Source organism: Paenibacillus sp. J22R160, assembly GCF_059692135.1.
Genome location: NZ_JCAUAU010000003.1, coordinates 247,741 through 274,638, shown reverse-complemented (window position 1 = coordinate 274,638; position 26,898 = coordinate 247,741). Strand labels below are relative to the sequence as shown.

15 protein-coding genes and 1 pseudogene are annotated in these 26,898 nt (G+C 47.2%); 10 read left to right on the top strand and 6 right to left on the bottom strand.

Features of this window, described 5'->3' with window-relative positions; translation table 11 throughout:
* Positions 1 to 232: 232 nt before the first annotated feature.
* Positions 233 to 1,669, bottom strand: coding sequence for a SpoVR family protein (locus AC58UW_RS08340; protein WP_497420228.1), 1,437 nt, complete (start codon positions 1,667 to 1,669; stop codon positions 233 to 235).
* On the bottom strand, positions 1,666 to 2,823 hold the full coding sequence (gene yhbH / locus AC58UW_RS08335) for a sporulation protein YhbH (protein ID WP_497420227.1): 1,158 nt from the start codon (positions 2,821 to 2,823) through the stop codon (positions 1,666 to 1,668). The genes AC58UW_RS08340 and yhbH overlap by 4 nt, the downstream gene beginning before the upstream one ends.
* Before the next feature lie 278 nt (positions 2,824 to 3,101).
* On the opposite strand from yhbH, the gene AC58UW_RS08330 reads away from it, so the two are divergent.
* From AC58UW_RS08330 to AC58UW_RS08320, 3 genes are read left to right on the top strand one after another with little or no spacing between them, the layout of a single operon-like run.
* A complete protein-coding gene (locus tag AC58UW_RS08330) occupies positions 3,102 to 4,145 on the top strand; it encodes a FecCD family ABC transporter permease (RefSeq protein WP_497420226.1) in 1,044 nt (347 codons plus the stop codon).
* A complete protein-coding gene (locus AC58UW_RS08325; RefSeq protein WP_497420225.1) occupies positions 4,145 to 5,176 on the top strand; it encodes a FecCD family ABC transporter permease in 1,032 nt (343 codons plus the stop codon). The genes AC58UW_RS08330 and AC58UW_RS08325 overlap by 1 nt, the downstream gene beginning before the upstream one ends.
* Before the next feature lie 29 nt (positions 5,177 to 5,205).
* Positions 5,206 to 6,057 carry an ABC transporter ATP-binding protein gene (locus AC58UW_RS08320; RefSeq protein ID WP_497420224.1) on the top strand — a complete coding sequence of 284 codons (852 nt, stop codon included), beginning with the start codon at positions 5,206 to 5,208 and terminating at the stop codon, positions 6,055 to 6,057.
* Positions 6,058 to 6,112: 55 nt separating this feature from the next.
* Here the strand turns inward: AC58UW_RS08320 and AC58UW_RS08315 are convergent, their stop codons facing one another.
* A complete protein-coding gene (locus tag AC58UW_RS08315) occupies positions 6,113 to 7,375 on the bottom strand; it encodes a HupE/UreJ family protein (protein WP_497420223.1) in 1,263 nt (420 codons plus the stop codon).
* A 309-nt stretch (positions 7,376 to 7,684) separates the two neighbouring features.
* On the opposite strand from AC58UW_RS08315, the gene AC58UW_RS08310 reads away from it, so the two are divergent.
* The 3 genes from AC58UW_RS08310 to AC58UW_RS08300 all read left to right on the top strand — a co-directional run bounded on the left by AC58UW_RS08310 (position 7,685) and on the right by AC58UW_RS08300 (position 14,945).
* Positions 7,685 to 10,870, top strand: coding sequence for a lamin tail domain-containing protein (locus tag AC58UW_RS08310; protein ID WP_497420222.1), 3,186 nt, complete (start codon positions 7,685 to 7,687; stop codon positions 10,868 to 10,870).
* Positions 10,846 to 13,911: a DUF4350 domain-containing protein gene (locus tag AC58UW_RS08305; protein ID WP_497420221.1), complete on the top strand. Its 3,066-nt coding sequence runs from the start codon at positions 10,846 to 10,848 to the stop codon at positions 13,909 to 13,911. The genes AC58UW_RS08310 and AC58UW_RS08305 overlap by 25 nt, the downstream gene beginning before the upstream one ends.
* A gap of 185 nt (positions 13,912 to 14,096) precedes the next feature.
* Entirely contained in the window at positions 14,097 to 14,945 is an 849-nt protein-coding gene (locus tag AC58UW_RS08300) for a hypothetical protein (protein ID WP_497420220.1), read from the top strand.
* 375 nt (positions 14,946 to 15,320) lie between these two features.
* On the opposite strand, the gene AC58UW_RS08295 is transcribed toward AC58UW_RS08300, so the two are convergent.
* The 3 genes and pseudogenes from AC58UW_RS08295 to AC58UW_RS08285 all read right to left on the bottom strand — a co-directional run bounded on the left by AC58UW_RS08295 (position 15,321) and on the right by AC58UW_RS08285 (position 19,463).
* A complete protein-coding gene (locus AC58UW_RS08295; protein ID WP_497420219.1) occupies positions 15,321 to 16,376 on the bottom strand; it encodes an aliphatic sulfonate ABC transporter substrate-binding protein in 1,056 nt (351 codons plus the stop codon).
* Positions 16,377 to 16,691: 315 nt separating this feature from the next.
* Positions 16,692 to 18,041: pseudogene (locus AC58UW_RS08290) on the bottom strand (LLM class flavin-dependent oxidoreductase); the annotation flags it as partial.
* A 60-nt stretch (positions 18,042 to 18,101) separates the two neighbouring features.
* Positions 18,102 to 19,463: an LLM class flavin-dependent oxidoreductase gene (locus AC58UW_RS08285; RefSeq protein ID WP_497420218.1), complete on the bottom strand. Its 1,362-nt coding sequence runs from the start codon at positions 19,461 to 19,463 to the stop codon at positions 18,102 to 18,104.
* Between the two features lie 373 nt (positions 19,464 to 19,836).
* Between AC58UW_RS08285 and AC58UW_RS08280 the strand changes: the two genes are divergently transcribed.
* From AC58UW_RS08280 to AC58UW_RS08265, 4 genes are all read left to right on the top strand, one after another.
* Entirely contained in the window at positions 19,837 to 20,616 is a 780-nt protein-coding gene (locus AC58UW_RS08280; protein ID WP_497420217.1) for an ABC transporter ATP-binding protein, read from the top strand.
* A 30-nt stretch (positions 20,617 to 20,646) separates the two neighbouring features.
* Positions 20,647 to 21,522 carry an ABC transporter permease gene (locus tag AC58UW_RS08275; RefSeq protein WP_497420216.1) on the top strand — a complete coding sequence of 292 codons (876 nt, stop codon included), beginning with the start codon at positions 20,647 to 20,649 and terminating at the stop codon, positions 21,520 to 21,522.
* A 389-nt stretch (positions 21,523 to 21,911) separates the two neighbouring features.
* Entirely contained in the window at positions 21,912 to 24,245 is a 2,334-nt protein-coding gene (locus tag AC58UW_RS08270; RefSeq protein WP_497420215.1) for a helix-turn-helix domain-containing protein, read from the top strand.
* 119 nt (positions 24,246 to 24,364) lie between these two features.
* Entirely contained in the window at positions 24,365 to 26,752 is a 2,388-nt protein-coding gene (locus AC58UW_RS08265; RefSeq protein ID WP_497420214.1) for a glycoside hydrolase family 95 protein, read from the top strand.
* The last annotated feature ends 146 nt before the right edge of the window (positions 26,753 to 26,898 follow it).

The window sequence follows — 26,898 nt, the reverse complement described above, 5'->3', positions numbered from 1 at the left end:
TTTTATTTGTAAGTTTTAATTCTAAGAGGAGGTAAATGAAATAAAATATTGTTTCCAAGAAACATTATGTTTCCTGGAAACAATATTACGTTGGTTTACTCATTCTGTCAATGTGGTTTTTGTAGAAACCGACGATGGAGCGAGTGGCTTATACAGGTGCGCAGAAAAGAAACCTCCAAACGCATGGTTTGGAGGTCTTTGGAAGCTTCTTTGCTATGCATTTCTGTGTGTGCTATAGAAATCTACGATGATGCTTCTTACCGTCAAAAGTGAACAAAACCGGCTTCTCTTCCACAACCGTGTGCATATGAATGGACTTACCCCAGAGCTTGTAAATATAGGGAAGCGTCCGCTCAACGTATTTGAGATCCAGTTCGACGCCTTCGTAACAATGCTTTAAGTACAGCTCGCCACCCCGCTGATAGTCGCCATCCTCCACGACAATATACGGGAACCCTCCGTTGACACGCGATGCGAATAGCTGATCCCGGGTATTCTCCCATGTTTTATCGGTGATTTTCCACTCAGGACCTTTCTTCTCAAAAACGTATAAATCCAGTTCCTCCACTAACGGTTTGTTCAAATAGTTTCGGATAAAGGAGGTATCGGATTCGTACTCGCGCACCTCGAACATTTTGCTCCGGCCTTCGCCTTTCTTACGGCCTTGTATCCGGATTTCCTCATCGGTCGGATTATCCCAGTGTTTCTCGATGTCTTCGAAAATTTTAACTCCCAAATAATACGGGTTTAGCGTATGACGGGAGGGAACAACGACAGACGAGTTGAGTTTGGAGTACTCAATTGTCTCTTCTTCGGTCAAATCCAGCTCGCGCAAAATGCGTTGATGCCAGTAAGAAGCCCAGCCTTCGTTCATGATTTTGGTCTCGAGCTGCGGCCAGAAATAGAGCATTTCATCGCGCAGCATGGTCAAAATATCCCGCTGCCATTCCTCCATATAGGGCGCATTCTCTTCAATAAAGAGGAGAATATCCTTCTCAGGCTTTGGCGGGAAGCGCTTGGCTTCCTCTTTATTCTCGGCTGTAGGAGCGGGTTTATTTTTAGAATCCAAACTCCATAAATCTTCATAACCGTAAGTTGCTTCCGATTTCGCAGCAGGGGCTGAGGCTTTGTTGGTTTCTTGGCGATTGCGTGTTTGCCTGTAAGAAAGGGTTAGCACAGGATCAATATGCTCCTGAATCGCGAGTACAGCGTCAATGAATTGCTCAACTTCGTCAATGCCGTATTCAATTTCATACTGGCGAATACGTTCGGCCGTGGCGGACATGCTTTCGACCATATTGCGGTTCGTTTTGGAGAAGCGGACGTTGTTTTTGAAGAAATCACAGTGCGCGAGCACGTGAGCGACGATGAGCTTATTTTGAATAAGCGAGTTGCCATCCAGTAAAAAAGCATAGCAGGGGTCGGAGTTGATGACCAACTCGTAAATTTTGCTTAACCCCAGGTCGTATTGCGTCTTCATGCGGTGAAAATTTTTCCCGAAGCTCCAATGGCTATAACGGGTCGGCATCCCATAAGCCCCAAACGTATAAATAATTTCGGCGGGACAAATTTCGTACCTCATCGGATAGAAGTCGAGCCCAAACCCTTTGGCAATCTCCGTTATCTCATCAATGGCGTATTCAAGCTGCTGAATTTCGGATTTACTCACGGAACAGCCACTCCCTCCTGCTTGGTAAAAAAGGTTTTCAACGCTTTGTAAACTTCGCCTTTTTCGCGAATGACATAATGCAGAAATTTAGGATCGTGAATATGGCGAAAAGCGGACATCAGCGTGGAGCTGCGGTTATATTGATTGACTTCACCATAACCAAACATGTTGCAGCGCTCCATCAATTGGGAGATGAGCTTCACACAGCGTTCGTTATCCGACGTTAAGTTATCTCCATCTGAGAAGTGGAATGGATAAATATTAAACTGAGAGGGCGGGTACTTTTTATCGATAATATCAATGGCGGTTTGGTACGCGGAGGAGCAGATCGTGCCGCCACTTTCTCCTTTTGTGAAAAATTCCTCTTCAGTAACCTCTTTGGCTTCCGTATGGTGGGCAATGAACACAATTTCCACATTCTCGTATTTTGTGCGCAGAAACCGCGTCATCCAGAAAAAGAAGCTGCGTGCGATATATTTCTCAAAGGATCCCATGGAACCTGACGTATCCATCATTGCAATGATGAGGGCATTCGAGTGCGGCTTCTCGATCTCCTCCCAGGTTTTGAAACGTAAATCATCAGGGCTGATGTGATGAATGCCAGGTGAAGTTGAGCGGGAATTGCGACGCATATTTTCGAGAATCGTCCGTTTCTTGTCGATGTTGGACATAATGCCTTTTTTACGTATGTCATTGAAAATTACTTCTGTAGTCGTCATGTTGCGCTTCTCTTTTTTCTGCAAATTCGGCAGCTCCAGCTCAGAGAACAGCATCGCTTGCAGCTCCTCCATGCTGACTTCGGCCTCATAATAGTCTTCGCCAGCCTGATCGCCTGCACCCTCGCCTTTCCCTGGTCCTTGAGCGGGCTGAGGGTCGGTTCCAAGCACATCCCCCACTTGCGAGTCTCCGTCTCCCTGTCCGACATGTTTCCCTTTGTTAAAGTTATACCGAAAGCGGTACTCATCCAGACTTTTAATAGGTACCTTCACAACCTGCTTCCCGTTGGACATTACAATGCTTTCATCTGTAACCAAATCAGGGAGGTTCTGTTTAATGGCATCTTTGACCTTCTCTTGGTGTCGTGTTTGATCTTGGTACCCTTTACGGTGCAATGACCAATCCTCACGGGAAACGGTAAATAGGGGTTCTGTCATGTTGACACCTCCTTGGGGGTGATCTTCCTAGGCAAGTAGCAGCTTACCCTTATCGTATGGCATGCACAAAGCAATGATTTAGATGTGAAAAAAAGCTTGTTACTAAATATATTCAAGAGCACGGGGGATATGTGATGAATGTGAAAAGGTCGTTTTTTAGTTATTCAAATTCAATTTAATAATGATAATCATTATCACCTGTGTTATAATGTTTTTCATGAGTAAGATGGAGCTTATTTGATCTTGATCGGGGTACATATCGGAAGGAGATTTTGTTCATGAGTTTATCTGCAGCATCAACCGATGCTCCGCGTCCTAAGCTGCGAAGCCGACCGCTTGTAGCTTCATTTATTATTTTCGGAGGGCTGGCTGCTTTACTGCTTGGGCTTGCTGTTTCCGTTTCAGTAGGAGCGGCTGATATTAAGCTGTCTACTGTATGGGAAGCCGTGTTTCATTTCAACCCGAAATTGACCCAGCATCAAATCATTCAGGAGTTGAGACTGCCACGGGCTTTGGCCGGAGCGCTGGTTGGCGTTGGATTTGCTGTTTCTGGCGCAATCATGCAAGGAATGACACGGAATCCGCTTGCTGATCCGGGATTGCTCGGGATTAATGCTGGCGCAGGCTTTGTGCTTGCGTTGTGTTTTGCTTTTTTCCCAGGGTTGCCCTTTCATTATTTGATTTTGTTCTCCTTTGCAGGTGCTGCAATTGGTACTGGGCTTGTGTATGGCATAAGCTCCATGTCCAAAGGCGGATTATCTCCCGTTCGGCTTGCCTTGGCAGGAGCGGCGGTAAGTGCTTTGCTTGTAGCGCTTAGCGAAGGGATTGCGATTTATTTTCACATTTCGCAGGATTTGGCGTTCTGGTATGCCGGAGGCGTAGCCGGAACGAAGTGGCTGCAAATCAAAATCGTCTGGCCATGGATTATCGGCGGCATCATCGGTGCGCTTGCCTTATCCAGATCGATTACGGTGCTGAGTCTCGGTGACGAAATTGCCGCAGGATTAGGGCAGCGCACGGGCTGGGTGAAGGTAGCCGGCATGCTGCTGTCGCTTGTGCTGGCAGGTACATCCGTATCGGCAGTCGGTGCAGTCAGCTTCGTAGGGCTAGTTATTCCACACGTGGCACGGGCATTAGTCGGCGTCGATTATCGCTGGATAATTCCTTGCTCGGGCATACTTGGCGCGTTGCTTATGGTGACCGCCGACATTGGTGCAAGGATGGTTAACCCGCCATTTGAGACGCCGATTGGCGCTTTGATTGCGCTCATTGGCGTACCATTTTTCCTCTATTTGGCTCGTAAGGAAAGGAGAGAACTATAATGGCCTCTCTGGTAGAAATTTCAACGCGCAAGCGATCAGTTAAAGCCTATACGATGTTAACGATATTGCTTGTGGCGATTGCGCTTGTTTTTATCATCAGCATGAATACAGGATTCATTCGCTTGTCTCCGATGGACGTGCTTCGGACGTTGTTCGGTCAAGGAACGGCTAAACAAGAACTGATTCTATTTGAGTTCCGATTGCCTCGCATTATTATCTCAGTACTGGTTGGTGCAGGACTCGCCTTATCAGGAGCTATTCTGCAGGGGCTATCGCGTAATGCGCTGGCAGATCCAGGGATTCTTGGCATCAACGCCGGAGCGGGGCTTGCGGTTGTGCTGTTTATATCGTTCTTCCCTGTCAAACAGGCAGCTCCTGTTTACATGATGCCACTTCTCGCGATGCTTGGGGCTGGAGCTGCAGCAGCACTGATTTATGTTCTAGCCTATAAAAAAGGTATCGGCATTTCGCCAACGAGACTCGTTCTGGTAGGTATTGCGGTAGCGGCTGGAATCAGCGCAGTGATGCTTGTGCTTACGATCAAGATGGATCCTCAGAACTACCAGTTTGTTGCAATATGGTTGGCAGGCAGCATCTGGGGAACGAACTGGAAGTTTGTAATGGCACTTCTGCCTTGGCTTATTATTTTGATCCCATATGTCCTATATAAAGCTCAGACTTTGAACGTGCTGCATTTGGGAGATCAGTTGGCGAGCGGGCTTGGGACATCTGTCGAACGGGAACGACTTGGTCTTCTAGCTGCAGCCGTTGCTCTTGCAGGCGCTTGTGTGGCTGTCGGCGGTGGTATCGGTTTTGTTGGCTTAATTGGTCCTCATCTTGCCAAACAATTGGTAGGCCCAAAGCACCAATATTTGCTTCCAGCTTCGATGCTAACTGGAGGTCTCCTGCTGATTGTGGCAGACACGCTTGCCCGCTGGATTCTGCAGCCGAGTGAGATTCCAACCGGCATTGTCGTAGCTGTAATCGGAGCTCCCTATTTTTTATTTTTGCTTGCTAAATCCAAAGCTTAAGAAAGCTAATTTTGAGAGGAGACATCCCTATGACTCGTTTGTACACACAGCAAGTAGACATCGCTTACGATGATCGTTTGATTGTCAGCAACTTAAATCTATCCATACCTGATGCCAAAATTACTGCACTTGTTGGCGCCAATGGTTCAGGCAAATCCACCATTTTGAAATCACTTGCGCGCATTATGAAAATAAAAGGCGGCCAGGTGTACCTCGACGGGAAGTCTATCCACCAACGGACGACGAAGGAAGTCGCACGGGAATTGGCGATTTTGCCGCAAAATCCGACTGCGCCTGAAGGTTTGACGGTGAGCGAGCTGGTGTCCTACGGAAGATTCCCGCATCAGAAAGGCTTCGGCTCTATGACGAAGGAAGACAAGGAGACGATCAGCTGGGCGATTGAGGTAACGGGGATGATGCCGTTTGCCGATCGACCAGTAGATCAACTGTCTGGCGGTCAGCGTCAGCGGGCATGGATTGCGATGGCATTGGCGCAGCAGACCGACATTCTTTTCTTGGATGAGCCGACGACGTTCCTTGATATGGCGCATCAGCTTGAGGTATTGAAGCTGCTGAAGAAGCTGAATAAGGAAGAAGGAAGGACCATTATTATGGTCGTTCATGACCTGAACCATGCGACTCATTATGCGCATCACATGGTCGCGATTGTACAGGGCAAGGTGGTAAGCGAAGGGACGCCGGAAGAGGTTGTGACGCAGCCGGTACTTCGCGAAGTCTTCGGCATTGAGGCGGATATCGTCAAGGATCCGCGTACGGGCGTACCGCTTTGTATCCCGTATGATCTAGTAGGTACAGAGAAATCGGAGAAGCAGGAGCAAGAACTAGTTAGAGCCACGGTGGCGGCTGGCGAATCTCGCTAAAAATTGATAAAACGACCTTTCCTCGCCAAAGCACGGGGAAGGGTCGTTTTTCTAACTAAAAAAACATGCGTTCAACAAGCCATATACCTCCTAATGCTGTGATCAAATAGGAAGCAATTTGTATGGCTGGTTTAAAGTACGATTTTTTCTGTACAAAGATAAGAAGAGGAAGAAGGACGAGTACCAGGCATAACTGAATAAATTCAATCCCCACATTAAAGCTAATAAGATCTACGGCTAAATGACTTTTTGGCAGATTCATTTCACGTAATATATCTGAGAAGCCAATCCCATGAATGAGACCAAATAAGAAAGTTACAATCCACCGACTGCGCAATTCTTTGCGGAAGATATTTTCCAGTGCGACATAACAAATACTTAAGGCAATGACAGACTCAACTATCCGTGAAGGAAGGCTGATGAAACCAAGTACAGCGAGTGTTAATGTAATGCTGTGAGCAAGGGTGAAAGCAGTAATAATAGATGCGTATTGTTTAAAACTTTGCTTGCGGAGCAGGAGCGCTAGTAGAAACAGCATATGGTCGTATCCAGTAAGAATATGATTGATGCCCAGCGTAAAGAAGGAAAACCAGGATGAATTTGAATTTGCTGGAACGTCGGATTTCACCTGTGTAGTAGTTTGGTTTTGAACCGTTGAATTAGTTCCGCTACTGTTGGTCTTAGGTTGCTGAGGCGATTGATCCGGCTGGGCAGTACCAGCAGATGTTGATGGGGCAGGTTGTTGTTGTTGTTGTTGTTCTTCTGCAAGAAGAGTGGTCCACGTACGGTTCTTTCCTTGCAAAACAGTTTCGCTAACTTGATTGCCATGCCGAGAAGTGATCAAATTCACATAGGCGGATGCCGAAGGAGCGGAATACAGTCCGTCGATGACACTGATCGTTTGCCCTGGCGTAAATGCAGGATACGTCAATTCCCAAGTAAGGACTTCCTTGTCCCCTTTCTTGCCGAGCTTCATATCCGTAAGTTCCGCAGATTGTTCTCTCCCGTCTTTCTCGAGGACTAAACTATCGTCAATCCATTCTTCTAATCGATGTTTGTTCTTCTCCAGTTCCTCTGTATCCAAGATACCATTATTATTAGCATCTACCTCCATACTTTCAATAACCGAAATTACATCTAGTGAAAAGGTGAAGCTCGTTTTATCTTGCTCAAAAGTAATGGTCGTATAGCTAGCACTCAGTGCATGAGCAGAGGCATTGGAATTGAAAGCATACAATAAGAAAGCAATCATTATAGTCAAGTTCAGAGAAAGACGGATAGCGCGTTTAGATATCAAATGACAAGTTTGGGTTAACAAAAAAGCTCCTCCTCGAAGTAAAACATGAAGTAATAAAAATAGAACATGTTACTAAATAATAATCGACAATCTTCTTCTCAGTATTACGTTCATGTAAACTCCAAGTAAAAGCGTTTACAAATATTAAACCTCGGGTTAATAATACGCACACGTTAAACATGTAATATCAAAGAGGCGCGCTCATTAAAAATGAAGGGGACAATCATCGTAGAGAAAGAAAAGAGGAAGTGACAGGAAGGAAGAATCATACGATGTTAGTTAACCATGCGCATGGCATTCAGGTAGACATGAAAGAGAGGGACTGTTTCGATGATCGCATCTTTTACTAGATTGAAGAAATGGACGAGCGTTGGGTTAGCAACTTGTTTGTTTGTTGGTTCGCTGCTTCCAATGAGTGGATTGTCGTTACCTAAAGCTTCCGCAGCCAGTGATCACATTGTGATCAGCCAGGTGAATGGTGGGGGAGGCAACTCAGGGGCTACCTACAAGAACGATTTTATTGAGCTATATAATCCTACGGATGCTGACGTAAGTTTGAATGGGTATTCTGTTCAATATGCATCTTCTGCGGGTTCAACTTGGGCAATTACAGCGCTTGGTGGAACAATTAAAGCACATAGTTTTTATTTGATTCAAGAAGCTGCGGGAACAGGTACAACGATGGCAAGTCTTCCGACACCTGATGCCACTGGAAGTATTAACATGTCAGGTACCGCAGGTAAAGTCGTAGTAGCCAATAAAGGCACGGCCATTACGGGAAAAGCGGATCTCGCCGTGATTGATTTTGTAGGGTTTGGTGGCGCTAATGATTTTGAAGGCACTGCTCCTACAGCAACATTGGGAAATGCGACAAGCGCACAGCGTAAGGCAGAAGATGGCAGCAACTCAGCAGTCGGTAAAGGCGCTGGTTGGGATACCGGTAATAACGGATCTGACTTCGTAGTAGGACCGATTATTCCTCCAAGAAACACATCGACCTCGGCAGTAGTTGTCACCAAAAGTGCTCAGCCGATTCCACAGCAGATTCAGTTTACCAATCAAGGAACAGTGGGCAGATTGGTTGGGGACGCAGCTTCTGTTACAGCATCCACCTATGTTTCCTTGTATGTAAGTAATCCAAATACGACAAGCGCAGCTGTTACTGCTGCTGTATATGCGGATAGCAATGGTAAATTTAGCCTGACATTCGATAATACGGCTAACAACTCACAAGTCTATCTGACAACCAAGGATGCAAATAAAGCAGAAAGCAGCTCAGTTATGATTAATTTAGCTGCAGCCAGTGCTGGCCTTAACGCTGGCAAGCTGACTTACTTCCTTGATGCTGGTCTGGTGGGTAAAGTCGTAGGTTCTGCAGGCGCAGCAGCGGCTAACGCACAGATTTACGTCTATAACCTTGTTGCAGGCGGCACCCGCTTTAACTCAACAACAGGCCAAGACCACGCAGTTGCAGGTGCAGACGGTTCGTTCACCTTCACATTTAACGCTGGGACAGACGACGTATTTGTATCTCAATTAACGACTAGTGCGAATGGTCTCAACTTGGAAGGCCCAACGACGAAGATTACGAAAGCTGATAATACGGTTGTTACACCGATCAGCAGCTTACGGACAAATGACAGCGCTGGAAAGTCAGATAAGATTAATCAAGTATTTACCATCGAAGGCGTAGTCATTGGTAATAATGAGATTACAGCAACGAACACTTTCTATATGCAGGATAGCACTGGAGGTATTGCTGCATTCGGGGCGCTTCCTCAGGGCGTAACAGTTACCCAGGGAGATGTTGTTACTGTAACAGGCGCGATTCAATTCTATAATGGTTTAACAGAAATCACACCTACTACCGTAGTTAAAAAAGGGACAGCTCCACTTCCTGTTCCTCAGGAAACTACAATCGTTAACTTAATTGACAGCACAAAGGCTGAACTGCTGGAAGGTTCGTTGGTTAAATTTACAGGCAAGATTACCGACATCCCAGCTATTTCCGGGAATGGATATAACGTGACTGTAGCTGATGCGGCAGGTAAAACAATTACACTTAGGGTAACGACCGCAAGCGGCATTAATACGACATCAGACATTCAAAAAGATTCTACGTATACGTTCACTGGTATCTTCAGTCAATATGATTCCTCTTCACCTTATACCAGCGGGTATCAGGTATTCCCAAGATCGTTAGCTGATGTGACGGAGATTAAGGAACTATCGCTAACGCATCAAGCGGTAACTCAAGCTTATATCAATACAGACATTAAGTTCGTGGCTAGCGCCAAAAATGCAAGTTCAGTTACGCTCAATTACAGAGCAACTGGTGGTACTACATATTTGACTTTACCAATGACTTCAACAGATCAAAGTTCGTATAACGTCACTTTGCCGGTAGCATCGGTGCCTGCTGGAAGCACTTTTGAATATTATATTGAGGCTAAGGACGCTACAACTTCAAAGCAGTCGGGTTCACCAGCTGCGCCTTACGTCATTTCAGTGGTAGCGGACACATTTGCGCCGGAGTTTCTAGATGAAACACCGATTCAAGGTACGAAAACAGAGGATAGACAGCCATTAATCTCTGTTCAGTATGTTGAACCAAGCGGTCTTGACTTAGCAACGTTAGCTGTAACACTGGATGACCAACCTGTGCAAGCAACAGCCACAGGAGAGCAAATTCAGCTGCAAATCAATTCAGATCTGGCTATCGGCGATCATGCCGTTACTGTAAATGTGAAGGATACCAAAGGGAATGCAGGTTCGTATGCGTGGAGTTTCAGTGTAGTTCCAGTGTTTACTGGAGGCACGCACTACAGAGGTACAACGCATAATCATACCAACATTTCACACGATGCAGCAGGTACGCCGGAAGATGCTTTATTAGCAGCTGAAGCGCATAATTATGATTTCTTTGCTTTTTCAGACCACTCTCATGACATTGATGCAGCGCTAGTGGGTCAAGATACAGTAGACCATAAAGGATCACCTGAACGTACGGGTGGTGCCGATTGGCAGCTTACCAAGAATTTAGCAAACCAATATACAAAGAATGATAAATTTGTTGTATTCCCTGCTTTTGAGATGACATCAACGACTTGGGGACATTCGAACGTTTTTGGAACGCAAAACTTCATTGACCGCAAGCAAAATGCAGGCCAATATCAAGATTTGAGTAAATATTATGCATGGGTCTTGACTTACGACGATGTGGTTGCACAGTTTAATCACCCGGATATGTCGGCTAATGCGTTCAATAATTTCATGCCATATGATCGCAATGTGGATAAATTGTTTACGATGTTTGAAGTTGGGAATGGTTCAGGTCACTACGCTTATGCGAATGCTGAAGCGAAGTTTTTCAAAGCGTTGGATCTTGGTTGGCACGTTGCACCGACCTATGGTGAAGACAATGGGGCCAAACGAACGCTAGAACCGTTATCGTGGCTAATGACCTATCTCAGGAGTCATTACTTCAATCCATGCGTAACATGCGGGTTTACATGAGTGAAGATCCGAACTTTAGCTTGGATTTCCTTGCCAATGGCAGCTATATGGGTGCAACTGTTAAGGGCAGTACGTTGAACTTTACGGTTACTGGTAAAGACCCAGTCGTAGAGGCAAAGACAATGCCTGAGTACAGCTACCTTAGCAGTACTTACAAATCGGATGATCGCGTTGCCAAAGTAGAATTGATTACGAATGGCAATAAAGTGATTCAAACCATCACTCCAATGTCTAAGGATTTTACTTGGAATCCAACAGTGGATATCAAGGGTGGTCAACAGTGGTTTGTAGTTAGAGTAACCCAAATGGATGGCGAACGTGTTTATTCAGCTCCAATCTGGTCCCAAATCGTAACAACAGACGTAAAGATTAGCGGAATCAATGTGGTTGGGAATAGTTTAGTCGCTGGAAGCCCATCCGTATTGGAAGCAGGTCTTACTAACCTAGGATCGCAAGACCTTTCCAACTTAAATGTTCATTTTTACTTTGATACTGTCGATGCTACACATTTGATTGGCGATGCTACAGTTGCTTCGATCACATCCAAAGGAACGGCTACAGCCAGAGTTACTTGGATGAATCCGTTGCAGGGAGATCATACATTAATCGCTGTTCTTGATACTATCCCAGGTGATTCGCCGCTAGATAACCAGTTCAACCAATCGGTGACGATCAAGGCATCATTGGGTATTAAAGTGATGATAGATGCTTCTCACAAAAATGAGAATACAACACAAGATTCCGGAACTTACAAAGATAACTTGAAAAGTTTCACAAACCAGCTGCGACAAGAAGGTTATACTGTCGTTGAGAATACATCTCCACTTACTTCTACATCACTAAGTGATGTTAAAGTACTGATGTTTACTCACCCAGGCGTTGCGGTAACTGCGGATGAAAGCGCAGCGATAGCTGCATTCGTGCAAGCTGGAGGATCGCTTTTATTAACGGAGAAAAGCAATAACAGCACGAATCCAACCATTAGCAATAACTTGCTCCAGCAGATGGGATCGACGATCCAAGTAAGCAATGATGGTATTTTTGATACAAGTTTAGACGGGAATTTCTGGACACCTCCGATTGGTACCAATACATTTACTGTTCGATTACATCCTGGAATTGTTAAAAATTATATTACGGATCGTTCGCTGACCCTAGAGTATTACAGTGGGGCAAGTCTGGAGAAAGTCGGTCATGAGGCGCTGACAGATACCGATAAGGTGACGATTCTAGTTAAAGGAAACGAGACAACGTTCCAAGACAAAATTAGCAGCGGCGGATTCGTATATGATACGACGGATGACGGAAGAGGCGGTTCCGCAATACCGGCGATTGCTTCTGAACAGGTCGGAAACGGAAGAATTATCGTCTCGGGAATGAATGCTTTTAATGACAAGCAAATGGACGAGTCGTATAATCCCAAAGGCAATAACGAGCTGGGCTTAAATGCGATTAATTGGTTGGCTCATCGTGACACCCGGATTGATTCCATTGCTAACGTCCGTTCAATGCCAGACGGAACTCCTGCAGTCATTGAGGGTACAGTAGTGACAGGGTCCAACATTTTCTTCGATGCTTTCTATGTTCAAGATGCAACCGGCGGGATTATGGCCTTTAAGGAATTGCCGGAGAATTCATTGGTTGAAGGCGATACTGTGAGAATTTATGGGCAAATGAAGACTTTTGAAAATAATAAAGAATTAGATTTTAATGCCTTTAATTTAGATGTCATCAAAACAGGCCACACGGACCCAGTTACACCACTGAAATTAACAACAAATCAGGCTACACTAGAGCAAAATCAAGGATTGTTGGTGAAAGTTAGTGGAACAGTGGTTTCCAAATTTGATGATAATTCGTATGTTATCGATGATGGAACTGGACCTGTTCTTGTTTTTACAGATGGATATATTGTGAATCAAAGTGGAGCAGTTCCGAGCCTGGTGACTGGCGATACCTTTGAGGCTGTAGGCTTAGCAAGCAAAAATACAGAGGGTACTCGAATCCGTGTCCGCAACACGAAAGAATTGGTGAAGTTGACAACCGCTCCTTCTGGGGGAGGTGGCAGTGGCGGAGATGAGTTAGCACCAAATGCAGAAATTATTAATGCATCCAATGGCGGTACAGTAACTCTGAATGGGGTTAAAATCGTCGTACCAGCTGGAGCTGTTAATGGCAACATTAGCAACTTCAAGATCACTGTAAATAAAGTTACGGATACGTCCAGCTTACCAATTGATGCATCGTCGAAGCTAATTAGCGATGTTTTTGAAATTAGCAAAGATTTCACTGGTGAGTTCGGCAAATCTCTACTAATTACTTTGCCTTTCGATAAAAACAAAGTTGATATGAATCAATCAGTAGTTGGTATTTATTGGTTGAATGAAGAAACTAATAAATGGATTCCATTAGAGAACCCACAGGTGAATAGTACGGATGCTACGGTAACTGGTTCAACGAATCATTTCACGAAGTTCGCCGTTCTAGCTACTGCTAAACCAGTACCTGTTATCCCTATTGCGTTTACTGACACGAAGGGACATTGGGCGGAAAAAAGCATTATAGAGCTAGTTCAAAAGAACGCTATTAGTGGTTATCCAGATGGAACTTTTAAACCGAATAATAACATTACTAGAGCTGAATTCGTTGCGATTATCGTAAAAGCTTTTAACCTCAAGGAGCAAGTCGGTAAGGTATTCGCGGATACAAGCGGCCATTGGGCGAAAAATTTCATAGCTACAGCCGCATCACAGGGTATTGTTAATGGTTATAGCGATACGGCCTTTGGTCCTGACGAGTACATTAGCCGCGAGCAGATGGCGACGATCATTGTTCGTGCCGCTCAAATCAGTTTGAAGGCTGAAGTCACTAGCTATAAGGACAATTCCGAGATTTCTGAATGGGCGAAAGCAGCGATTTCTACAGCCAATTCGACGGGATTATTGAATGGTTACGAGGATGGTACGTTAAGACCTAAAGGAAATACAACAAGAGCAGAAGCAGCAACTGTCATCTTGAGGGCGTTAACTTTAAAAAAATAAAATAATAACCAAAGTCTGTCCCAAACGTCTGTAAAAAGATCATGGGGCAGGCTTTTTATTTAGGAGAAAATCAGTAATGATAATCATTATCACGTGTGGTACAATGGTCTCTATGAATAGGATGGATGTTATGACATCATCCGAACAGGTAGCTGTTATCGGTGCTACATGAAGGAGGCCAGACAATGAGTTCATCTTTACAGCATGTTCTCGCGGAGCAGTTCGGGGTTACTACGGAGTTACATCCACAGCCGTTATTTGCAATAGCAGGCAGCCGTCTCTCCACAGAGGCTGGTATGCGGGAGCTAATTAGCGCTTATTCACCGCTTATGAAGGCGCTTGAGCCTGCGGCGGCTTGTGTGTATTTTATGAGTAGACTTGGTGTTTTGAACATGGCTATGCATGGCATGGTGTTGAAGGATGAGTTGATCGATCTGGCTCCGGAGCATTGGACACTGCAAATCTACATGCACAACCAGGGATATGCTGAGTTCCGCTATGTGCTTCATGATATTCGGCAGCTGGAAGGACCTCGGGAGGGAGAGCGCAGCGCTTGGCGCAATGAACGCTTAAGCCGCTGGTACGGCACTCACATTCGACCCATTGTAGAAGCGGCTTCCTTGGCTGCAGATATGGATATCACACATTTATGGAAGTTGTTTCCGACTCGGATGCGTTACATGTTCGACCGTATGAAAGAACAAGCTGCTTCCGAGCAAGAGCAGCAGCGCATCGAGGAAGAATGGACGTTTGTTTCGAAAGAGTTGAACGGCCAAGTTTTCGGACGTGCGGGAAATCCGCTGAACGTCAAGTTTATCTACCTTGACTACCCGGGTGCTCCCGGTGAACCGGATACTCAGCTGCGGATGAAGTCGGGTTGCTGCATGTTTTACTGCACGGAAGGCGGCAGTTATTGTTATACGTGCCCACGGCTGAAGCCGAGTGAACGCGAAGAGCGCAAGGCGCAGATCAGGGCGAAGCTGGCACAGGAAGCTGCGGATAAGGCTGCTGCGTCTAAAACAGCAGTGACTTAACATTAGCAGTGGTAGAAGGCTATCTTATTTGGTCAGAGATGACTGGATGAGGTAGCTTTTTCCGTTTGCCTGTGAATTCGAAAGTGGAGGCTGTCGGGAATAACTGGAAAATCTCCCGTTAATCTATGCTGCTCGGTGGCTGGGAGCGAAATAACGGGAGAAGCTCCATCTAAATCGTCGGTAGCTGGCCGAAATCAGCTGGATTCGCCAATATTACCTGGAGAAATTCCAGTTATTAGGGTAAAAGTAGATCATATCGGGGAATTAGCAGGAGTAATCGGCGTTAATTGCAACAAATTGCCTCCAACCTCACTATAAACAAAAACAAAAAGCTACCCGCAAGTAGACGTATCTACTTTAAGGCAGCCCTAACTCTTACTTCTTCAACGCTTGATCTATGAATTTGCTTTCAAGGACCTGTGAAGTGTCCAGCTTCTTGGTAATAGCGCCGACAGAAAGCAGGAAGTCAGCTTGTTCCTGATGCGCTTTGGCGAACTCCGGTGTAATCGAAGAGAGGATCGGGAATGTGTTTTTCAAAACATCGACAATGATGGCTTTGTCCAGCTTCTGCGACTTGGAGAGCTCATCCGCGATTTCATCCTGATGATCGACGTAGTACTTACGTGCTTCTTCGTAGGTTTTGAGGAAAAGCACGGTTAGATCCGGATGCTCTTGTGTAAATTTGGTACGAGCAATCAAGAAAGATGGTGCGTTGATATTTAGATTTTCACCTGTGACTAAAATAGATGCTCCTGTTTGATAAACGGCTGTAGTCGCGTAAGGCTCCCAGATGGACCAAGCGTCGATGGCGCCGCTGTCGAGAGCGGGTCTGGCTTCATCGGGCTGAAGCTGAATAACTTTGACGTCATCGCCTTTTAATCCGGCCTTATCGATGGCCATATACAGGAAGTTATAGGCGCTGCTGCCTTTGGCTACGGCGACTTTTTTGCCTTTCAGATCTTTTAACTCCTTGATGGGACTATTTTTCGGCACGATAATCATGTTGCCTTTTTTGCCGTCGCTTGTCACAGCGATGCCTTTAAAATCAACCCCGCCGACTTGCCCGGAAATTAGGGGAGTTCCGCCAGTGGCGCCAAAATCTAGCCTTCCTGCTGCTATCGCCTCAAAATGCGGAGGACCGCTGGCAAACTCATTCCATTTGATTTCAGCGCCAACAGCTGTAAATGCTTTCTCGAAGTATCCCTTCTCACGAGCGAAGTTCAGAACGCCTGTTTTGCCTTGGATGCCGATGTTAACGACAACCTTCTCTTTCGAAGCAGCGGCGGGGGTAGAGGCCGCATTGCTGCTTTGCGTAGTGGAAGCCCCGGTTGTCGGGGCGCCCGCCGTTTTGGCCCCGCATGCGGATAAAAGGACTAACGTGATAACTGCCAGGAAGGATAAGCTTTTATTATAAAATGATTTCTGTTTCATACGGACATGACCCCTCTCCTAATAAAGCGATGTTTAGTGAGCAGATGTTGCTGATGCTGATGCTGATGCTGATGCTGGTGCTGTTGTTGTTGTTGTTGTTGTAGTTGTTATCTGTGTTGTTGGTGCTGTTGTCTCTGTTGCAATTGTTGTTGCTTGCGCTGTTGTTGGCTCCGGTGCTGATACTGCATCTGCTGTCGGCTCGGACGCTAATGCTGGCACTACTGTTGTCGCTCCTACTTCTGCTCTTACCGTCGCTGCAGCTATCTCTGCCCCTGCCCCTGCTCTTACTGTCGCTGCAGCTATCTCTGCTCCTGCCGCCGAACGCTGAGCAAAGCGATTCGCAGGCTCAGCTAAACCAAGATGATCGCGCAGCGTACGTCCCGTATACTCGGAGCGGAATAAGCCGCGCCGCTGCAATTCCGGGATCACGAGATCGACGAATTCATCCAGCCCGCCGGGCAAATAAGGCGGCATAATGTTGAAGCCGTCGCAGGCTTCATTCACGAACCATTCTTCCAACTGGTCCGCAATTTGGACAGGTGTTCCAGCGATGGTTCGATGTCCGCGGGCACCGGTAACGCGGTGGATGAGCTGGCGAATCGTGAGATCTTCTCTGCGAGCCATATCCAGCAGCAGCTGGTAGCGGCTTTTGCCGCCATTAATATCGGTGGCATCCGGCAATTCTGGCAGCGGTCCGTCCAGCGGATAGCCGGAAAGGTCGACTCTCAGGATGTTCTGCACCATCCCCAGGCCGACGGCAGGGAGGACAAGATTCTGAAATTCGGCTTCCTTCGCTTTCGCTTCTTCCTCTGTCGCGCCGATGAAGGGCAGGACGCCAGGCAATATTTTCAGCTCATCCGGCGAACGTCCATAAGCGGGAAGCTGAACCTTGAGGGAGGCATAGAAGCTTTGCGCTTCTTCCAATGTCTGCCACGCGGTGAAAACGACCTCAGCCGTCTGAGCAGCAAAGGCTTGACCCGTCGTGGAAGAGCCCGCCTGCACGACAACGGGACGTCCTTGCACAGAACGGTGAACATTCAAGGGGCCGCGCACGGAAAAGTGTTCGCCAACATGGTTGATCTCATGAACCTTATCAGGATCTGCGAATTGGCCGGTGGCTTTATCGATAAGGAGCGCGCCTTCCTCCCAGCTGTCCCAGAGAGCTGTTACGACATCAACGAATTCCTTGGCTCGTTCATAACGGAGGGAGTGATCCAAGTGATGGTCGCGCCCGAAGTTTTTGGCCGTATTTTCCATACTGGTTGTGACGGCATTCCAGCCTGCCCGCCCGCCGCTTAAATGATCGAGGGAAGCGAATTTACGCGCCACATGAAAGGGCTCGCTATAGGTAGTCGATACGGTTCCGACAAGTCCGATCTTCTTGGTGACCGAGGCCAGCGCAGATAGCAGAGTCAACGGTTCCGCCCGGACCGGCAGCGTGTACTGGACAGCTCTGTTCAGCGGCTCAGGCAGCACAGGAATGTCTTCGATAAAAACGAGGTCGAACTTGCCGCGTTCCGCTGTTTGGGCAAATTGCTTGTAGAAGTCAAGCTTCAGAAGCCCGCCTGTATCTGTCAAAGGATAACGCCAAGCCGCGATATGATGGCCTACGCCAAATATAAAAGCCCCCAGATGAAGCTGTCTTTGTTGATGGTTAGTTCTCATTGATACATTCGCCCCCAATTCTCAATGCTGATTTATCACTCATCACTTATCACTCATCACTCAGTATCCACTTGCAGATTCAGCTTTTTGAAAACGGCTTTGCGGTCTAGTCAGCCCTAGATGATCGCGCAAGGTGCTTCCTTCATACTCTGTGCGAAACAACCCTCTGCGCTGCAGCTCAGGAATGACGAGATCCACGAATTCTTCCAAACCGCCCGGCAAATAAGGAGGCATAATATTAAAGCCATCGCAAGCGCCGCCCTTGAACCATTCTTCGAGCTGATCGGCTATTTGGACCGGTGTGCCATAAATGGTCCGGTGACCACGAGCGCCTGTCACCCGATACATCAATTGGCGGATCGTCAAGCCTTCACGGCGCGCCATATCGGAGACGAGCTGGAAGCGGCTTTTGCCGCCATTCACCTGCTGCAGCTCCGGAAGATCAGGCAGGGGGCCATCAAGCGGATAGCCGGTCAAGTCGACATTCAGCGATGCAGAGAGCATGGATAAGCCGACGGCTGGCAGCACTTGGGATTGGAGAAGCGCTTCTTTCTCGCGCGCCTCTTCCTCGGTTGCTCCAATGACCGGGAAAATGCCCGGCATGATGAGGATGTCATTCGGCGATCTGCCGTAGGTGACAGCTAGCTCCTTGACGTTCCGGTAAAATAGCTGCGCTTCCTCCAGCGTTTGCCAAGCCGTGAAGACGACTTCCGCCGTCTGAGCGGCAAGGTGTTTCCCTGTTTCCGATGCTCCCGCTTGAATCACAACCGGTCTGCCTTGCGGTGAGCGGGGCAAGTTCAAAGGACCGCGTACAGCGAAAAATTCGCCCCGATGATTCAGCTCATGCACTTTGCTTGGATCAGCGAAAATGCCATTCTCCTTGTCAGCCACAATAGCGCCATCTTCCCAGCTATCCCAGAGCGAGGTGACGACATCAACGAATTCACGTGCTCGTTCATATCTTTTATCATGGGCGAGGTGACGCTCTTGACTGAAATTATGGGACTCTTCATCCCGGCCTGAGGTCACGACATTCCACGCTGCGCGCCCTCCGCTCAAGTGATCCAAGCAGGAGAATTCGCGCGCTAAATTGTATGGTTCATGATACGAAGTAGATACGGTTGCAGCCAATCCGATACGTTCAGTAACGCCTGCCAGATAGGAAAGCAACGTAATGGGTTCGGGCCGAACGGTCACGGTATGCTTGATGTTCGTCTTAAAACGATCTACGACCGCAAGGGTGTCTGCGAGGAAAATCATATCGAACTTGCCGCGTTCCGCCGTTTGGGCAAAATGCTCGTAAAACTCATGCTGTAGAATGCCTTGGGCATCAGTATCCGGATAACGCCAAGACGCTACGTGGTGGCCCACTTGGAATAGAAATGCTCCTAGACGCAGTTGTCGCTGCTCTGGTGTACTCATCCTTCATCCCTCCAAAATAATGTCGTTTCATATAGGCCCCCGTGTATACAAAAAGGCCCTCGCAAGCCTTCCGCTTAGTAGCGGTGCTAGGAGAGCCTTTGGTTGACCAATGGGCTGTATGGGTTATTGATTAGTTATGCTAGCATATTAATTCCGATAAAACAAGTGGGTTATATAAGAATTAAGGATTGACTTCCATATTTTGTGGTGATATGATCCCCTTATATCCAAGTTAATCACTATGAATTGAATTGAATTGTGTCGACCAGGTATCTGGAGACTTCCTGACTTCCCCTTAAAGGGGTTCTTATGGAGGTCTCTTTTTTTATGATTGAATCATTGGATTGACTAATTGGCTAAGGGGGAAAGCTCGATGAGCGTACTTTCACTAGAAATTGATTTACCGAGCAAGTGGTTTCAGACGCCACAGGGACACCGAGTAGAAGCGCTTCATAACATTCAATTAAAAATTAAAGAAGGCGAATTTATAACAATCATAGGTCCAAGCGGCTGCGGTAAAAGCACACTGCTCAAAATCATCGCCGGGCTGGATACCGAACATAATGGAAAGGTGCTTCTCGAACAGAAACAGGTAGAAAAGCCTGGTATTGATAAAGGATTTATTTTTCAGGAGCATCGCTTATTCCCTTGGTTGACTGTTGAGAAGAATATTGCCGCTGATCTTAGCCTGAAAGATCCTGACGTCAGGGCGCGCGTAGATCACCTGATCGAGCTTGTAAGGCTGCAAGGCTTCGAGAAATCGTATCCGAGAGAGCTATCGGGAGGCATGTCACAGCGCGTTGCTATTGCAAGAGCTTTGCTCCGGAACCCGAAGGTGCTCTTGTTGGATGAACCGTTCGGGGCGTTGGACGCCTTCACGCGTTCGCATTTGCAAGAGGTAGCGCTCGACATCTGGGAGAAGAACCGGACTACGATGATACTTGTTACGCATGATATCGATGAGGCTGTGTTTCTGGCTACCCGAGTCGTCGTGATGGATGCGCGTCCAGGCACAATCCGTAACATCATTCAAGTCGATCTGCCTTATCCACGTAAAAAGACAACCGTTTCGTTCCAAGAACTGCGCAAGCTGGTACTCAGCGAATTTGAACCTATCGATGAATTAGAACTGATCGACAGCTCGGGTATTTAACTAAATGAGAATGAAAGTGAGGGAGCAGCGATGAGTCAAGCAGAAGTTATTGTTGGAAAAAATCAGCCCATATCCCGGTCGAAGACAGCGGAACCGCCCGTTTCGTCCGAACAGCCTAGCCTTTCAAAGCCGCAAAGGAAAGAAGCCAAATGGGAACTCGTTGTGCGGGGGAGCATCTTGCCGCTGACCGTCTTAATTCTGTGGCAGGTTTTCGGGTCATTAGGCATCGTGTCCAAAACCCTGCTGCCTACGCCCTATGCGATAGGGCAGGCTTTTTACGACTTGCTCATTAGCGGTGAGCTTTTCAGGCACGTGAGAATCAGCATTTGGCGTGCGGCCGTCGGCTTTCTAATTGGCGGAAGTTTAGGGTTGGCATTTGGCCTTCTCGTCGGCTTGTTCCGCAAATTCGAGCAGACGCTTGATCCTTCCGTTCAGATGCTGCGGACAATACCGCATTTGGCCATCACACCGCTCTTTATTCTATGGTTTGGCTTTGGCGAATTCTCTAAGGTGCTGCTCATTGCGAAAGGGGCGTTCTTCCCGCTGTATGTACAGACTTTTCTAGGTATCCGAAACGTGGATTCTAAGTTGTTCGATGTAGCCCGAGTGCTGGAATTCAGTAAGTTTAAGCAAATTACGAAGCTGGTATTGCCGGCGGCGCTGCCGAATATTTTGCTTGGCTTACGGCTGTCGATCGGCGTTGCATGGTTAGGCTTGGTCGTAGCTGAGCTCATGGGCTCAAGCGAAGGCGTTGGCTACTTGATTCTGGATGCGAGACAGTTCTCCCAGACGGCGATTGTGTTTGTTGGGATCTTAATCTTTGCTTTTGTAGGCAAGGGTTCCGATTCCTTGGTGCGTATTCTAGAAAAGAAGCTGCTGAAATGGCGCGATAGCTTTAATGGGTAGGTTCATTAGGTTCACGCAACTTTAAAGGCAATGGCGAATTAGGGACGTTCATTGGATAAAATCCAATGAACGTTTTGTTTTTGTCGTTAAAACGTTGTGTTCATTGGACAAAATCCAAGGAGGCTGCGGCTTTGGAGCGATAATGACGGCCAATCATGTGTTTTCGTTGGATTTCATCCAATGAAAACTGGAATTCAGCAGCAGAAACGGCCCTCTCATTGGATTTCATCCAATGAAGTGGTGGAGTATAGCGTCTAAACCGGCATGTCTTGGATTTTAGTCGACTGCCTTATTTCGACAGACAAAATCCAGCTTTTATTTTATGATAGGAGGTACATTGAAAACGCTTACGTGAATGGGGACCTACAAGTAGATGAGGTGAACAAGTTATGATAAAGCTAACTTACAATCTAAAGCTGGAACATTCCCCCATTTTCAGAAGTTTTCTTATTTCCTATGTGCTCATCCTGTTTATTCCGATGGTGACGGGTTTCATCTCCTATTATGTTTCCTCGAACATCATTAAGTCTAACTCACTTGAGGCAAGCGCAATGATGCTAAACCAAAGTAAAGACGTTCTGGATCGCAGAATGGAAGAGGTCGAAAGCATCACGAGACAACTATCGTTGGACCAAGAGCTGAACTATGTGCTGACTCAGCAAGTGGATGTCGATCACTACGACGTATATGCACTATGGAAATCATGGCGTAATACGGCAGCGTATAGCTTGACGAACACTTTTCTGGAGGATTTCTACATTTATCTAAACAATTATCATGCTATTTTTACGCCGTCCGGTGTGTATGTGCGCCCTGATGATTTCTTCGACCTGTATCATTACGAGGATGTAGATCCGATCAAGTGGAAGCAGGGGCTACTCGGCACTATTCATCGCAGGGAAACGTTGCCCTCAAAGCCGTTTATCGGTAATGGTAAGAAAAGCAACGTCATCACCTATTTGCAGTCGATTCCGTTCGATAGCTTTCAACATTCGCTCGGTACTGCTGTTATTTTGATTGATGAAAATGAGATAGCCAAAATGCTGGAACGCATTCCGAAGCAGTATGGGGGCTGGGCCTATATCAGTGATAAGGACGGTCATCCGATAGCCAGAGTTGGCATTGATGATGCTCAAATTCAAGCGATGAATATCCCGCAGTTGATCGGTCAGCAACCTGGTAACATTGTCGAAGGCGAGACGCTGCTTATTTCCTCGAAATCAACCTATAACGGCTGGGTGTATGTTGTCGGCTTACCCAAAAGTGTCGTCTTGAAGCAGTCGGCGTTCATTGCAAAGGTAACCTGGGCGATCACGATTTCAACGTTATTGCTAGGCATAGTGGCCGCATTATTATTTGCTTACAGGAACAGTGCCCCTTTCAATCGGATTGTTTCGGTCTTTCGGGAGCAAATTGGTCAAGGCGGCTACAAAGGGAAAAATGCGTTCGATTTTCTGCAAGGAAATATTTCTGATTTGTTAGCCAGTCAGCGTTCTTTGGAAGAGGAGCTTAAGCGCCAGCTGCCTTTATTAGAGGATGCCTTTGTAAAGCGGCTATTGAAGGGGGAATTTGATTCTCTCCAGGAAGTCCAGACATTAATGCACTCACTGCCGAGCATGAATTTAAAAAGAGAAACCGGTCATGTCGCGATCATTCGGATTAACGGCTACAGCGGCTTGGTCAGCAAAGAAATCATTCACGAGCTGAATGCGGCAAGGCTTTTGATCAAAAAATGTCTGGTTGATTCGAGCAGTATGTTCCAACTCAATGTAACGGATATCGACTCGGATAAAATCGGGATTCTTATGACGCTAAAGGAAGAAGCCGTCCACTTGGAAGGGGAGGACATGACGGGTAACCTGTCTGGATTGTTTGAACAACTTAGAGAATATGTGAAAGAGGAGTATCGGATTCAAATGACGGTTGCCATTGGCGGCAGCTTCCAGTCACTTTCCGATAGCAGTCGCTCTTTTGAGGAAGCAAGAGGCGCGCTTGATTATTCGGTCTTTATGGAAGAAGCGGAAACGATCTGGTATCGGGATGTGATTAAGGAATCAACGACCTATTACTACCCGATTGATATGGAGCTGCGCATGTTGAATGCGGTCAAGATCGGCGAGCTGCAAGAGGTTCACCGTATTTTTGAACAGCTGCTGGCACACAACTTCACAGAACGGCAGCTATCAGCGGAGATGGTTCAGCAATTATTCGGTGAATTGAAAGGGACGTTCTTTAAGCTGCTGCAGCATAGTCCATTCACGGATCAAGCAGTATCACAAGGGCTGAAAGCGCGAATTGAGCATTTGCAGCTCTCAGCTAGCCTCGATCGTTTCCGCAATGACATTCTTGAGCTTCTCGAAGCGTTTTGCAGTAGAGTGCTAAAGAAAAAAGAGGATAGTACGGGGGAAATGATTAGCAAAATTGTGGATTTCCTCGATGAGCATTATTCAGATTCAGATCTGAATTTGTATAAGATATCGGTTGTCGTCGAGCTGCCGGAGAAGTACATTTCACAGTTATTTAAGGATCACACCGGTGAAAACTTATCCGACTATCTGGAGAAGATACGGATTAAAAAGGCTACGGATCTTCTGTTCAACAGCCAGCATACGATTGATGAAATTTCTCAATATGTCGGCTATAACAGCGCGCATGCGTTTCGAAGAGCTTTCAAGCGCGTATCGGGTGTTTCCCCTAGCTTTTACCGAAAAACGGTCAATTAAGGCTGTTTCCGTATAAGCGTACCCTAGTGATAGAAGTGTACCTATACAAGAGGATTGTTTTGTGATTTATTGGGGGAGTTCATGATTGATTCCACTCGTAAAAAAAGGAGCTGTTAACTTTGAAATTACGTTATCAAAGCTGCGCAAAGGCGTGGACGGAAGCTCTTCCTATCGGGAATGGCCGTCTCGGGGCCATGGTTTTTGGCGAACCGGAAGCCGAGCATTTGCAGCTGAATGAAGATACGCTTTGGTCAGGCCGTGGGCCTGTTGACGGAAACAACCCGAATGCGAAGAACGTTCTGGCAGAAGTTCGCGGGCTTCTTGCTGAGGGCCGTTATGAGGAAGCGGACGAGAAGAGCAAGGGAATGATGGGGCCATACAATCAATCCTATATGCCGCTTGGCGATCTTCATTTGAAGTTTCTCCACGGTGGAGTGGTTCGCGCATATGAGCGCAGTCTGGATTTGACGACTGCCATCACGGGGGTGGCGTATCAGATTGGGGAAATCGTGTATAAGCGCGAAATGTTTGCTTCATTTCCGGATCAAGTCATTGTGATTCGTATTGAAGCAAGCGCTCCAGGCGCTTTGAATTTCTCAGCGCGGCTGGATAGTCCGCATCCCTATCGAACGAACACGAGTGCAGAGCATCTCTTCCTGCAAGGCATCTGCCCGGAGCATGTCGATCCTAATTATTACAACCGGGATCAGCCTGTCCTGTACGGAGATCCTGAAACAACGGAGGCCATGCGCTTTGAAGGTCGACTTGGCGTTCGTCTGGAAGATGGCGCTGCTACCATGGATCATGATGGCTTACATATTAGAAAAGCTAGTGCTGTAACGCTGATATTCAGCGCAGAAACTAGCTTTCAAGGCTACGACAAGCCTCCTGCGAGGGAAATCGGCGAAATAGCCGCAGCTAACGAAGAGCGGCTGGAGCAGGCGCTGAGCAAATCCTATGAGCAATTGCGGCAAGCTCATATCGATGATTACACGGTGTTATTCAATCGTGTGGAGCTGAGTCTTGGCGCTTCTGAGGCTCCTGAGGAGATGCCGACTGACCGGCGAATTAAGCAGTACGGGGCGAAGGATGGCGGGCTGGTAGAGCTGCTGTTTCATTATGGCAGGTACTTGCTGATTGCAAGCTCACGCGCCGGGTCGCAGCCCGCCAATCTCCAAGGAATATGGAACAAAGAGTTAAGACCGCCATGGAGCAGTAATTTGACGTTGAACATCAATACAGAGATGAACTACTGGCTTGCGGAGACGTGCCATTTATCCGAATGCCATGAGCCACTCCTCGGGTACATACAGAATTTGTCCAACAATGGGCGGAAAACGGCTGAAACGAATTATGGCTGCCGTGGCTGGGTCGCGCATCATAATGGAGATCTCTGGTGCCAGACTGCGCCAGTCGGGGATTATGGAGAAGGTGATCCGACGTGGGCGCTGTGGCCGATGTCAGCAGCTTGGCTGTGTCAGCACCTTTGGGAGCATTATGCGTTCACTAAGGATGAGCATTATCTGCGTGAGCACGCTTATCCGATTATGAGAGAAGCGGCGCTTTTCTGTCTGGACTTTCTTCATACGGACGAAAGCGGCCATTTGATCACGTCGCCGTCCACGTCGCCGGAGCACAAGTTTGTAACGGCAGACGAACAGAAGGCTGGTGTGAGTCAGGCAACGACGATGGATATGTCGTTGATTTGGGATTTGTTTATGAGCAGCATCGAGGCGATTGAGGTGCTGAAGTTAACGGGTGATGAGTCCTTTAGAGACGAGATGACAACAGCATTAGAGAAGCTGAAGCCGATGCAAATCGGCAAATACGGCCAGCTTCAGGAATGGTCGGTGGACTGGGAGGATGAGGACGTCCATCATCGCCATGTGTCGCACTTGTTCGGTATTTACCCTGGACGTCAATTGACGGAACAGGGAACGCCGGAGCTGTATCAGGCGGCGCGAAATTCCTTGGAGCGGCGGGGTGACGGCGGCACGGGGTGGAGCTTGGCGTGGAAAATCTGCTTATGGGCACGTTTCCAAGACGGGAACCGAACGCTGCAGTTGATCTCCAATCTGCTTCAGCTGGTGGAGGAAGACGGGACGAACTATCATCGCGGTGGCGTTTATGCCAACTTGTTCGATGCGCATCCGCCATTCCAAATTGACGGCAACTTCGGATTTACCGCTGGTGTGGCGGAAATGCTTGTTCAATCGCATGCCGGCGAAATTTCCTTGCTGCCTGCTTTGCCAGACGCATGGCCTATCGGTTATGTGAAGGGCCTTCGAGCAAGAGGAGCGATAGGTGTTAGTCTCTCGTGGGAGGGAGGCGCTCTTCAGGAGGCAGAGATCGAAGTACAATTTGGTGGAAGCTGCCGCATTCGCACCAAGGAGACTTTGCACTCGATCGAATCGGAAGGCAAACAAGTACCTTTTGAACATGTGATGGACGGTGTTATTCGTTTCGATACAGAGGCAGGTCGAACGTATACGCTGCGCTGTGTATAAATGCTTGTAATCAAACGGCGGGTTCCATCCGGATCCGCCGTTTGCTGTTTCTTCTGAGAAAAGTACCTCCCAAATCCAAGTGTACCTTTCATGAGTTTAGCGATTGTACGCACTATTTCGAGCTGTACCTTTCCTGATTTCAGCGG

What these genes read in the sequence shown, in the direction of transcription:
- yhbH (WP_497420227.1), bottom strand. Translation starts at nt 2,823, where the DNA reads ATGACAGAACCCCTATTTACCGTTTCCCGTGAGGATTGGTCATTGCAC.
- AC58UW_RS08330 (WP_497420226.1), top strand. Translation starts at nt 3,102, where the DNA reads ATGAGTTTATCTGCAGCATCAACCGATGCTCCGCGTCCTAAGCTGCGA.
- AC58UW_RS08325 (WP_497420225.1), top strand. Translation starts at nt 4,145, where the DNA reads ATGGCCTCTCTGGTAGAAATTTCAACGCGCAAGCGATCAGTTAAAGCC.
- AC58UW_RS08320 (WP_497420224.1), top strand. Translation starts at nt 5,206, where the DNA reads ATGACTCGTTTGTACACACAGCAAGTAGACATCGCTTACGATGATCGT.
- AC58UW_RS08310 (WP_497420222.1), top strand. Translation starts at nt 7,685, where the DNA reads ATGATCGCATCTTTTACTAGATTGAAGAAATGGACGAGCGTTGGGTTA.
- AC58UW_RS08305 (WP_497420221.1), top strand. Translation starts at nt 10,846, where the DNA reads ATGCGTAACATGCGGGTTTACATGAGTGAAGATCCGAACTTTAGCTTG.
- AC58UW_RS08300 (WP_497420220.1), top strand. Translation starts at nt 14,097, where the DNA reads ATGAGTTCATCTTTACAGCATGTTCTCGCGGAGCAGTTCGGGGTTACT.
- AC58UW_RS08295 (WP_497420219.1), bottom strand. Translation starts at nt 16,376, where the DNA reads ATGAAACAGAAATCATTTTATAATAAAAGCTTATCCTTCCTGGCAGTT.
- AC58UW_RS08285 (WP_497420218.1), bottom strand. Translation starts at nt 19,463, where the DNA reads ATGAGTACACCAGAGCAGCGACAACTGCGTCTAGGAGCATTTCTATTC.
- AC58UW_RS08280 (WP_497420217.1), top strand. Translation starts at nt 19,837, where the DNA reads ATGAGCGTACTTTCACTAGAAATTGATTTACCGAGCAAGTGGTTTCAG.
- AC58UW_RS08275 (WP_497420216.1), top strand. Translation starts at nt 20,647, where the DNA reads ATGAGTCAAGCAGAAGTTATTGTTGGAAAAAATCAGCCCATATCCCGG.
- AC58UW_RS08270 (WP_497420215.1), top strand. Translation starts at nt 21,912, where the DNA reads ATGATAAAGCTAACTTACAATCTAAAGCTGGAACATTCCCCCATTTTC.